Annotated in this window: 9 protein-coding genes; 6 read left to right on the top strand and 3 right to left on the bottom strand. The window is 45.8% G+C overall.

The window, feature by feature from the left end; genetic code table 11:
* Nucleotides 1-99: 99 nt before the first annotated feature.
* From QUB04_RS17110 to moeB, 6 genes are all read left to right on the top strand, one after another.
* Nucleotides 100-1,017 (top strand): tetratricopeptide repeat protein, encoded by a 918-nt coding sequence (locus QUB04_RS17110; protein ID WP_333286094.1) that lies wholly within the window; start codon nucleotides 100-102, stop codon nucleotides 1,015-1,017.
* Between the two features lie 449 nt (nucleotides 1,018-1,466).
* Entirely contained in the window at nucleotides 1,467-2,702 is a 1,236-nt protein-coding gene (locus QUB04_RS17105; RefSeq protein WP_333286092.1) for an ATP phosphoribosyltransferase regulatory subunit, read from the top strand.
* 144 nt (nucleotides 2,703-2,846) lie between these two features.
* Nucleotides 2,847-3,074, top strand: a complete 228-nt coding sequence (locus QUB04_RS17100) for a ferredoxin family protein (RefSeq protein WP_333054336.1) — start codon at nucleotides 2,847-2,849, stop codon at nucleotides 3,072-3,074.
* A gap of 181 nt (nucleotides 3,075-3,255) precedes the next feature.
* Nucleotides 3,256-3,864 carry a Uma2 family endonuclease gene (locus QUB04_RS17095; protein ID WP_333286090.1) on the top strand — a complete coding sequence of 203 codons (609 nt, stop codon included), beginning with the start codon at nucleotides 3,256-3,258 and terminating at the stop codon, nucleotides 3,862-3,864.
* Nucleotides 3,865-3,978: 114 nt separating this feature from the next.
* Nucleotides 3,979-4,458: a M67 family metallopeptidase gene (locus QUB04_RS17090; protein WP_333286088.1), complete on the top strand. Its 480-nt coding sequence runs from the start codon at nucleotides 3,979-3,981 to the stop codon at nucleotides 4,456-4,458.
* A 79-nt stretch (nucleotides 4,459-4,537) separates the two neighbouring features.
* Complete coding sequence (gene moeB, locus QUB04_RS17085; protein WP_333286086.1) at nucleotides 4,538-5,698, top strand: molybdopterin-synthase adenylyltransferase MoeB; 1,161 nt, start codon at nucleotides 4,538-4,540, stop codon at nucleotides 5,696-5,698.
* A gap of 47 nt (nucleotides 5,699-5,745) precedes the next feature.
* On the opposite strand, the gene QUB04_RS17080 is transcribed toward moeB, so the two are convergent.
* From QUB04_RS17080 to QUB04_RS17070, 3 genes are all read right to left on the bottom strand, one after another.
* A complete protein-coding gene (locus QUB04_RS17080) occupies nucleotides 5,746-7,302 on the bottom strand; it encodes a hypothetical protein (protein ID WP_333286084.1) in 1,557 nt (518 codons plus the stop codon).
* A complete protein-coding gene (locus tag QUB04_RS17075) occupies nucleotides 7,295-7,663 on the bottom strand; it encodes a hypothetical protein (protein ID WP_333286082.1) in 369 nt (122 codons plus the stop codon). Before QUB04_RS17075 ends, QUB04_RS17080 begins: the two co-directional genes overlap by 8 nt.
* 253 nt (nucleotides 7,664-7,916) lie before the next feature.
* On the bottom strand, nucleotides 7,917-11,132 hold the full coding sequence (locus QUB04_RS17070; RefSeq protein WP_333286080.1) for a CHAT domain-containing tetratricopeptide repeat protein: 3,216 nt from the start codon (nucleotides 11,130-11,132) through the stop codon (nucleotides 7,917-7,919).
* Nucleotides 11,133-11,274 lie beyond the last annotated feature (142 nt).

Genomic DNA, 11,274 nt, shown 5'->3' with positions numbered 1-11,274 from the left:
GGAATGATGCGAAAGCATCACGTTCCGTTCTGAACGAGAGGTAGGGGTAGAAATGCCCCTATCGACTCTAACAAAGCCAGGAAAGGAAGAGTAAAAGTTATGTCTTTTGAAATGACAAAAGGGCTGTTCAAGTATGACTTTACAGATCAGCACGCAATTTTGGGAATTCCCTTAGACGCCGAGTTTAACGACATCCGCAAGCGCTACATGAAAATCGCCCGCCGCTTGCATTCGGATACTTGCTCTTTTGAAAGCCAAGCCGATAAAGATTGGGCTAACCAATTTTTGTCAAAAGTAGTCAATCCGGCCTACAACAAATTTTCCAAGGAAAGTGATCGCAAAGAATACAGCCTGCTATTAGCAGCAATCGGCAAGCGCGTCGTTAAAGAACAGGCGAAAATGCAAATTGAAAGCGAAGCAGCCAAACAGTTAGTTACCGCTAAAGATTGGGAAGAAGCTTACAAAACAGCAGTTAGCAAACTCGCTCTCAAGCAGTACGAATCAGTTAAGGAAACGCAAGAGGCGATCGATCAAATTAGCGAACTTAACATGGTTTACCTGCTGCGAAAAGAGCGCCTTGGCGGTGTTGGGGTTGCACCCGCTTCACCCATAAAAGATGCAACCCCAATAAAAGATGCAACCCCAACCCCAACCCCAACCCCAACCCCAACCCCAACTCCGCCTCCTGCCAAAGACTCGCAGACTGAAGCCTATTGCCGCCGAGCTCAAGGATTCATGAACAGCAAAAGTTACGCCAAAGCAATTTTAGAGTTGAAAGAAGCGGTGAAACGCGATCCGAAACACAGCGAGGCCCACGCTTTGTTAGCAATGTGTTACCTTGAACAAAATCAAGCCACAATGGCAAAAATTGAGATGAACAAAGCTTTGGCATCAAATCCTGAAGAACCGACGGCTTTGGAGGTTAAGAAAAAGCTGGAACAAGCTGCAGCAAAAGCCAAAAAAGGTGACGAGAAACCAGGATTTTTTGCGAGTTTGTTTGGCGGTAAGAAGAAGTGAGAAGTTGTGAGTTGTGAGTCTTGAATATTTAGAAACGGGTGAACTGCTCAGCAGTGGAGTGAGGTAGCTCAAAAAAATCAAGACTTGGTGATATCAACGCCGGTGACATCGGAATTATACCATCAGTGCGATCGTCCCGCGATCGCGGATGCTCCAGAAAGAACGGGACGATCGCACTGACGGGGAAAATGATTATTCCGATTCAAACGAAAACGATATGACGCCTTAATTTGTTAAAGTCGAAAGTTAAGCTTGCCTCCTTCGACTTTAACACCGTCCCCTAAAGCTAAGCTTCTAAGCCGAATCTAAAATCTCAAATCTAAAATTAATATGACACCTTAATTTGTTAAAGTCGAATGTTAAGCTGGCCTCGTTAGACTTTAACACCGTCCATAAAGCTAAGCTTCTAAGCCCAATCTAAAATCTAAAGTCTAAAATCTAAAATTGATATGGTTCACCAACCCCCATCCGGTGCAAGAGATTTATTGCCCCTTGACGTTGCTCAAAAAATTTCGATCGAACGGCGCTTACAGCAGGTTTTTCACCGCTGGGGCTATCACCGGATTATTACCTCTACTCTAGAAAGGCTGGAAACTTTGATGGCTGGGGGCGCGATCGACCGATCGACCTTAATTCAATTGCAAGATGCCGAGGATGGAGAACTTGGTTTGCGGCCGGAATTGACAGCATCCATCGCGCGCGCGGCTGCAATGCGGATGGCCGGGACTCGCTGGCAACCTCAGCGCCTCTACTACAACGCTAACGTGTTCCGCAAAGGCCCAGATACTGGCTCAGGCGGGCAACAGGAGTTCTATCAAGCTGGGGTAGAACTCCTCGGCGCGGGGGGGGCGGTTGCGGATGCGGAAGTGCTGCTGCTGCTGTCTGAGTGCTTGCAGAGCTTGGAAATTGATGACTGGCATTTGGTTTTGGGAGAAGCGGGCTTGACTGCAACATTGCTAGAACCGTTTCCGCCAAATGTGCGCCAAAAAGTTCGGGGGGCGATCGCCAATCTCGATCGAATTGCCTTGGAAACTTTGCCGCTGTCAACCGAATTGCGAGAAAGAGCTCTGCTGTTATTTGACTTGCGCGGCCGCCCAGAAGAGGTGTTGCCAATTGTTGCCAAGCTGGATTTAGATTTGCCGCAGCAATCCGCGTTAAATAATCTCAAATCTGCGATCGAATTGCTGCACCAATGCCAGTCAAAAATTCCCAATCTCAAATCCCACATTCACCTCGATTTGAGTTTAATTCAAACATTTGACTACTACACTGGAATTGTGTTTGAAGTTGTCAGCAGCAGCAAGACTGGACAGCGAGTTTTAGGACAAGGGGGACGCTATGACCAACTGTTGGGACTGTTCGACCCCCAAGGGCAAAATTCCCCCGGCATCGGGTTTTGTCTGAATATTGAGGATTTGCACCAAGTTTTGCTGACAGAGGGGCAATTGCCCACGGAGACACCAGCTAGCGACTGGTTGGTTGTGGCTCAAACTCCTGAAGCTAGTGCCGCCGCGTTTGCTTACGCTCGCAAACTCCGAGACTCTACTCACCTAGTTCGGGTAGAAATAGATTTGGAGAGTCGGGAGACAGCAGAGTCGGCGCGGGAATACGCGCGCGATCGACGAATTGCTCAAATTGCTTGGGTAAATGCCGAAGGATTGCCAACAATTGAAACGGTAAATTAGGCTAATTGGTAATTGGTAATTGGTAGTTGGTAATTGGCTAAAAATCACCCGATATGATATTATGTATCCTGCTGATTGAGATCAGGTTTTGCCAATTGCTAATTGCTAATTCCCTATCTAACAAAAATCTTTTGAGAGAACACTATGGCACACACTATTGTTACGAATATTTGCGAGGGAATTGCTGATTGCGTCGGCGCTTGTCCGGTTGCTTGCATTCACCCCGGTCCTGGCAAAAATGTCAAGGGTACTGATTGGTTTTGGATTGATTTTGATACCTGTATTGACTGCGGTATTTGTTTGCAGGTGTGTCCTGTCGAAGGTGCGATCGTTCCAGATGAGCGGCCTGAGTTGCAGCAAACTCCGACTTGATTGAATTAACTGTTTTTCCCCTTCTCTTCTCTTCCTTTGTGTCATAAGCGTCTTCGCGGTTCGTTAAATTTATATAGGAACTTTTTTTACGAACCGCAGAGGCCGCAGAGGACACAGAGAAGAAGTTGAGAAATAACGAAAAAATCTAACGTTGAGATATCTTAAGTGCAGGTAATTAATTATGCTACTTTTAGATCCAAAAACTCTCGTTCCAGCGACTGAACAGCGCATAATTCTATATGATGTGACTTGGGAGCAATACGAGCAACTTTCCGATATGTTTGTCGAGGAATTCCCCAGGATGACGTACTTGGAAGGAACGTTAGAAATTATTATGACGACTTCGCCAGAACATGAAAGGCTTAAAACAATTATTGCCCGGTTGATAGAAACTTATGCGGTTGAAAGGCTAATTAATCTCAACGGTTACGGTAGTGCTACATTTCGCCGCGAAGCTGTGAGACGGGGTGCGGAACCCGATGAGTGTTACTGCTTGGGTGCACTTGCAGAAATCCCTGATATTGCGATCGAAATTGCTCTAAGTAGCGGTGGAGTTGACAAACTAGAAGTCTATCGCGGTTTGCAAGTTCCTGAAGTCTGGTTTTGGGCTAACGATCAATTTTCTATTTACCACTTGCGGGAGTCGGGTTATGAGTTAATTTCGAGGAGTGAATTTTTGCCTGAGTTAGACTTTTCTGTATTGAGTCAATATGTAGGATATGTTAACCAAACTGAAGCTGTTATTGCTTATAGAACTGTTTTGCAAACAGCTACACCAACCTCAAATTAATAGACATCTCCAGAAAAGCCAGTATTGAACAGGCAAGATGCCTGTTCCACAATTTAAAAAAAAGCCCATCGCACTTTACAATAAAATCTACAATAAAATCTACAATAAAATCTGATGCAGCCGATCGCACTTTCCGACTCTCACATTTTATCCATCCGCACCCACGCCGAAAGCGCTTATCCTGAAGAATGCTGCGGTTTGTTGCTGGGTCGAGTTACTGGCGATGTTAAAACTTTGGTAGAAGTTTGGCCGACTGAGAATGCTTGGAGTGCACAGGCCCAGGAGAATTGGCCTGAAGAAAAGGGATTGACAGAACGACGCAGATATGCTATTAAGCCCGAAGATATGTTGCGGGCGATGAAACATGGGCGCGATCGCAGTCTGGATATTATCGGTATATATCATTCTCACACGGATTCTCCCGCAGTGCCCTCAGAGTGCGATCGGACATTGGCTTGGGCCCAATACTCTTATATCATTGTGTCCGTCCGACAAGGCTGTTGGGAAGACATCCGCAGTTGGAGTCTTGACGGAGAGGGGAACTTTCAAGCAGAGGAAATTCGCCTAGTTGAACCGACTGAGATTAAGAAATAATTAGTAAAAATAACAAACACGTAAAAATGCGAAAGATTCAGATAGGATGTAATTCAAAATCTGCGCTACACACAATATCATGCTAAATCCTAATCTGGAGGAGATCCAGCTCAACAAACAAGAATACGAACGCTACTCTCGCCACCTGATCCTGCCAGAAGTTGGATTGGATGGGCAGAAGCGTCTCAAAGCTGCCAGCGTGCTCTGCATCGGTACGGGAGGCCTCGGTTCGCCGCTGCTGCTGTATTTAGCAGCCGCCGGTGTTGGCCGCATTGGGATTGTAGACTTTGATGTTGTAGACCATTCTAATTTGCAGCGGCAAGTAATTCATGGCACTTCTTGGGTTGGGAAACCCAAGATTGAGTCGGCTAAAAATCGGATTTTAGAAATTAATCCTTTTTGTCAAGTTGATTTGTACGAAACTCGCGTTAGTTCGGAAAATGCGATCGACATTGCCACTCCTTACGATATCATCATCGACGGCACGGACAACTTCCCGACTCGCTATTTGATGAACGACGTTTGCGTGCTTTTAAACAAGCCCAACGTCTACGGTTCCATCTTCCGATTTGAAGGGCAAGCAACAGTTTTCAACTACGAAGGCGGCCCGAATTACCGCGATTTGTACCCGGAACCCCCGCCTCCTGGCATGGTTCCTTCTTGTGCAGAAGGCGGTGTTTTAGGCGTATTGCCTGGAGTAGTTGGCTGCATTCAAGCAACGGAAGCTATCAAAATTATCTTGGGTCAAGGCACTACTTTGAGCGGCCGATTGTTGCTTTACAATGCCTTAGATATGACATTCCGGCAATTGAAATTGCGCCCGAATCCAGTGCGCCCGGTAATTGAAAAGTTAATCGATTACGAAGAATTCTGCGGCTTTAGTAAAGTACCAGCAGAGCAACCGCAAATTCCTGAGATGACTGTCAAAGAACTTAAGGAGTTAATCGACAGCGGTGCGAAGGATTTTGTCTTGTTGGATGTTCGGAATCCCAATGAGTATCAAATTTGTCAAATTCCTGGGTCGGTTTTGGTTCCTTTGCCAGATATCGAACACGGCGCAGGTGTCGCTAAAGTCAAAGAATTGTTGAACGGCCACCGCTTGATTGCACACTGCAAAATGGGCGGGCGTTCTGCGAAGGCTTTGGGGATTTTGAAGGAAGCTGGAATTGAGGGGATTAATGTTAAGGGCGGAATTACTGCTTGGAGTGAAGAAGTAGACCCGTCTGTACCTCAATATTAAGGCTAATCTTTTTCTGGGGCGGGCGATTTGCCCGCCCGGAACCGGGATTATGAGGGCGGCAACTGTTTATTTCTATTTAGTAGATTCTTGAACTTACCTAGTAGATTCTTGGAATTGGCACTCAACATAACCACACCCCAAACTACAACCCCCGCACCGATACTAATCAACAATACGAAGGCAAAAGAATTAATTCCCACCTTCACGAAAGGCAAAGGCAAAGGAACCATCTGGTTCGGCGGGTCTTGTTTAATTAAATAAGGAGAACTGCCAGCCACCACCCCGGCTACTCCCAAACCAAAGCCGACAGCTTGAATCGTTACCTCTAATTTGGCATTCCGATAAGCTTCTTCGATCGCCACAATAGCTCTAATTGCCTCGGTTGCTTGGTCTAGCAAGCCGGAACCGTGTTTGAAATAGCCTAAATCTGCTTGAATCTGCCTTTGAAACTGCGGGCAAGTTTCTTTGCTGAATGTTTCGAGGAAACTTAAATTGGCATCACTATCATTGTACTTTTTAGCTGCTTTGATGTCAAGACTTATTTGATTTAATTTATCTTGGTAATTTTGGGCGTTAATTGCGATCGTATTTTGGCGAAACTCCAAATCAATCAGCATTCGGGCATACTTGACAGCCCGAGGCGGCATCTCAATCATCTGAGTTTCCAGATATTTTAATTCTTCCTCCTTTAAACCCGCACCTTTCGATTGCTTCTGCTGAGCTTTATCTCGCTGCAAATACTTAAAAGTCTTGTCAATATCCAGTTCAATTTGCTTGTATTCCTCGCGAGTCACGGCGTAAAGCTTGCGGCTGTCGTGATAAGCGCGAAGAATCTTATTTCGGTACAGAAACAAATCCATAAAATCGCTGTACCGCGTCTCATCCCAGATTTCATCAGTTGTCGGACTGTTGAAAAACCAGACGATAACGTGGCAGTCGTTATCTTGCCGACTCGGATTGCCGTATTCTAAAATCGGGCTACCGAACAATTCGCCTTGACGGTAAAAACTCGGCAGATTTTGACCAGAAATCAACTTTTCTAGACACTGTTTGCCTAAACTTTTGAGAAACTGCGAATCTGCCCGCGCCGCCTGATTTTGTTCGACACTCAGCCAAGCTGTAAGCAGCAGAGTTTGCCCGAAATAACTCTGCACGAAATCCGGCAGCAAGCAGTTATCGGGATTAAATTCCTTGAAGATGCTAACATCGACAGCAGGTGTTTTAATGCTGTTAACTTTTTCGGGAACGCGAATTTGTAAACCCAAAGCGTAGCTGTCATCAATCCGCAGCGGTTGGGCAAAACCTTTGAGGCTAATTTGTTGGTTTTCGTGGGAAATATTCTTATCAAAAGCCAGAGAATTTCGCTGGCCAACCACTTCTTTTTTAATCAGGTTGACTCGCCATCCGGCAGGTTCGTCTTTTTTGGACAAGTAGCTGCCGTTGAATGCCTTACCGACTGCTAATTTAGTTTGCAAAATCTCATCGCACTTCTGCCACAAACGGGCGAATTCCACAGGGGAACTAGACTCTGATTCTAGGGGTTGGCAGAGGTGATAGGCAAACAAATAGACGTTGGGGGCATAGATTTTACTGTTTTCAGTCATTGTCTGTATTTGATTGATTCTCTGCATCGAGTTCTTTTTGAATTTTTTTGTAGCTATCTTCAATGCTTTGACGCAGAGTTTGAGTGATGTTAGTTAGTGGGTGAGTGGTAGTTGGGGTGGGTTCGCCCGGATCGTCGATTTCTTTTTTGTTTTTGCCGGCCGCAATTTTTAATTCTTCTCCCAATTGATGACGGGCGCACCACTTGCTGATAGCCATAGCAATAGGAAACAATTGATCGTCTGCGAATTCTCCCATTTCTGTTTTTAATTCGGGTAAATCTTGCCATGCTGTCGGCATGAAAATACTCGGATTTTTGTGCAGCCATTGGAGAAAAGCATTGATAATTTTGTCAGGTTCCATTGTAATTACTCCCGTGATTAAAAAATATAGATTTGTAGGGGTGGGTTTCACCAACCATAATTGCCTGAAATCGACAATCTTCCAAACCCGCCCCCACCAAACGAAAAATCATCACCTACATTTTAACATTCGATGCAAATTTCAGGTTGATGTGGGTTATTGGTGGGGTGGGGCGGGTTTATCTAGATTGTTGGTCATCGTTATATATTGTTTGTAAAACCCGTCCCTACAAAATCCTGATGGCACACCTAACTTAATATCCCGTTGCACAGAAGGCCGCCCAATATTTCGGATCGCTGAAAGGCTGTTCTTCATTCGAGTTAATTAACCATAATTCCGTACCTTGTTGCCATTTTTCATCTAAATTTAACAATTTCACCCAAACTCTAACATCCTCCTTGCTAACACCGCGCATCCAGTTTTGCGCCGCATTCAAAGCGAGGGCTACTGAATCTGCAGCCGGCAATTCCTGATAAAATTTAATCATCAAAATTGCCGTGGCAAAATCATCGACAGCCCACAGACTGCTGACAACATTCATGCTACCCGCATACAAAAAACCGCTGGGTAAACCAATGTATTCATCCGTCATTGTGGTTGAGTCGGTTAACCCGGTTTCGCAGGCGGAAAGTGTGACGAGACTGCACTGCGGTAACTGCAATTCGGCAAAGATTTCTCGCAGGGTGAGGCATTTTTCTGGGATGGCTTTTCTGCCGCTGCGTAGGGTGACATAGCGCTGTTTTTCAGCGGGCTGATTTGACTCTGGGGGCGGGGGTTCGGGCGGGCACGGGGGCACCGCCCCTACGGATTTGGGGGGTAATGGTTCCAGGGAATCGGCTAAGACTAGGGATGATAGCAGCGGATTGTCAAAGTTGAATACGCCGTGACAGGAAAAGTGCAGGTAGCTGGTGTTTGAGAGGTTTTCTCGGTTGTCGTTGAGGGCGGTTTTTGTGGCTTGTTTTTTGAGCAAAATTTGATGGGGATTGAATCGGGTTTTGATGGTTTCTACTTCCATGTCGGCGTTGAATAAGTCTTCGGTGGGATTCTGGAGGGCGAATAGTTGTTGCTGATTTGGTGGGGGGGAGTTTCTGGTGGTGATGCGATTTTTTACGAGTTCCAGTAGTTGCAAGCTGGGGGCGTATTTTACGCCGGCGGGGAAGCAGTCTAACAAGTACCTCGTAGGGGCGGTGCCCCCGTGCCCGCCCTCTGAGGTGAATTGTAGGGCGTGGAGGGGGAATAGGTGCAGGTAGCGGTGGGGTACTAGGATTAGTTGTTTGCAGTTGGGGGGGATGTGGGCGATGATCTCGTTTAGTCGCAGGATTTCTGAGAGTTTTTGGAGTTTTTGGGATAGGGTGTTTTGCCAGGTTTGGTTGGTTTTTTGGTCGCGGTATTGGTCGAGATAGTTGTTTTTCCAGGTTTCTAATTCGGCTATTTCGGTTGTGGTATATGTGACTGGTTTTATGCTGTTGCGGGTGATGATGAAGGCTGATCCTCCCCAGCCCCCCTTAGTAAGGGGGGAGTTAGAATTGCCGATGTACCATTCTATGATTGCTGTTTTGGTGTCTAAGGTTTGTTGGAATTTTGTGATGTCGATGGGTTCGACTTTTTGAGTTAGGGAGAATTCTGGTTCTCGCTGTTTTATCTGTTCCAGCAGTTGTGCTAGTTGCTGTAAGGTTGTTTCTAATTTGGCTTTTTGTTGTTGGAAAGATTCGGGGCTGAGGCTGCGGGTTTGGGTTGTGCGTTGTGAGGGAGAGTCATCTGGAACCCCCCCCGGTTCCCCGTTGGTAAGGGGGGGGGAAAGAGGGGGAGGAGATGGGGTTTCTGTTTCTAGGAGTTGTTGGGAGGCGGCGATTTGGCGGCGCAGGTTTTGGAGTTGCTGTTTTTCGGTGTCGGTGGCTGTTTTGGGGTAGATTTCGCTGTTGGTGAAAAGTTCGACTAGGTAGCGGGATTTGCTGCGTTCAATTGTTTGCAGGGCTTTGTCATATTCTTGGTTATTGATGCAGGATTGCATCATTTTTTCGTAGACATCGAGATTTTGTTCGATGATTTCTCGTTTGCGGTTGTCGGAGGTTATCCACTCGCGGCTTTGTTCGACTGCTTCGATGGCTTTTTCGTAGCCGAATATGGCTGTTTCCCACAAACTTTCTGCCAATCCTAAATTGCCTAGATTTCGCGCTGTTTGCAGACAGTCAATTGGCAAAGTTGTGGGAGTACGAACTTGTAAAGCTGCTTCAAAAAGTTTGATCGCCTTTTCGATATTCTCGGCTTTGTCTTCCCTGATTCTGTTACTGTAAGCAGTTGCTAAATTATTTTGAGTATCAGCCCATTGTTGGGGAAAAGCGGCGCGGGTACGAACTTCTAAAGCCAATTTATAACAGGCGATCGCCTTTTCGATATTCTCGGCTTTGTCTTCCCTGATTCTGTCCCAGTAAGCAGTTGCTAAATTATTTTGAGTCATCGCCCAATCTTGGGGAAAATCGGCGCGGGTACGAACTTCTAAAGCCAATTCATAACAGGCGATCGCCTTTTCGATATTCTCGGCTTTGTCTTCCCTGATTCTGTTACTGTAAGCAATTGCTAAATTATTTTGAGTCATCGCCCAATCTTGGGGAAAAGCGGCGCGGGTGTAAACTTCTAATGCCAATTTATAACAGGCGATCGCCCTTTCGATATTCTCGGCTTTGTCTTCCCTGATTCTGTTACTGTAAGCAATTGCTAAATTATTTTGAGTCGTTGCCCATTGTTGGGGAAAAGCGGCGCGGGTACGAACTTCTAATGCCAATTTATAACAGACGATCGCCTTTTCGATATTCTCGGCTTTGTCTTCCCTGATTCTGTCACTGTAAGCAGTTGCTAAATTATTTTGACTCGTTCCCCATTGTTGGGGAAAAGCGGCGCGGTTACGAACTAATAAAGCCAATTTATAACAGACGATCGCCTTTTCGATATTCTCGGCTTTGTCTTCCCTGATTCTGTCACAGTAAGCATTTGCTAAATTATTTTGAGTCATCGCCCAATCTTGGGGAAAAGCGGCGCGGGTGTAAACTTCTAATGCCAATTTATAACAGGCGATCGCCCTTTCGATATTCTCGGCTTTGTCTTCCCTGATTCTGTCTTTGTAAGCAGTTGCTAAATTATTTTGAGTCTGTGCCCAAAATCCGGCATAAGTATCTCGCTTAAAAATTTGCAGCCCCACTTCATAACCTGCAATGGCAATTTCCATATTGCTGCTTTTACTACCCAGTGGAAATTGTTGAATCAAGTTACTGAAGTTAAGAATATTAATAGTAATGTTTGTAGCTTCCTCAGACTCCATTTCTGCGAGAGTTTGAGTTGCCCACTCGCGCAAATATCGGGCAAAGTTATCATCGATTAGTTCGAGATTGTTTTGCAGGATGGCGATTTGTTCGTCTTCCTGGGAGTTGAGGAGGGATTGGATTAGGGGGAGATATGTTGGTTGTTGGTTCATTGGAATACCCATATTTGGGATATTTTACATTGTTTGTGGGGGGAATGCAAGATTGGCAGCGGATTTTGTAGCGGATTTAGCGGATGGGTTTGGGGTTGGTTGCGGAGGCCATTAGCAGCGGATTTTGTAGCGGATTTAGCGG

This window comes from Microcoleus sp. D2_18a_B4 (genome assembly GCF_036702475.1).
GTDB lineage: Bacteria > Cyanobacteriota > Cyanobacteriia > Cyanobacteriales > Microcoleaceae > Microcoleus.
This window is presented reverse-complemented; position numbering and strand designations above follow the sequence as displayed.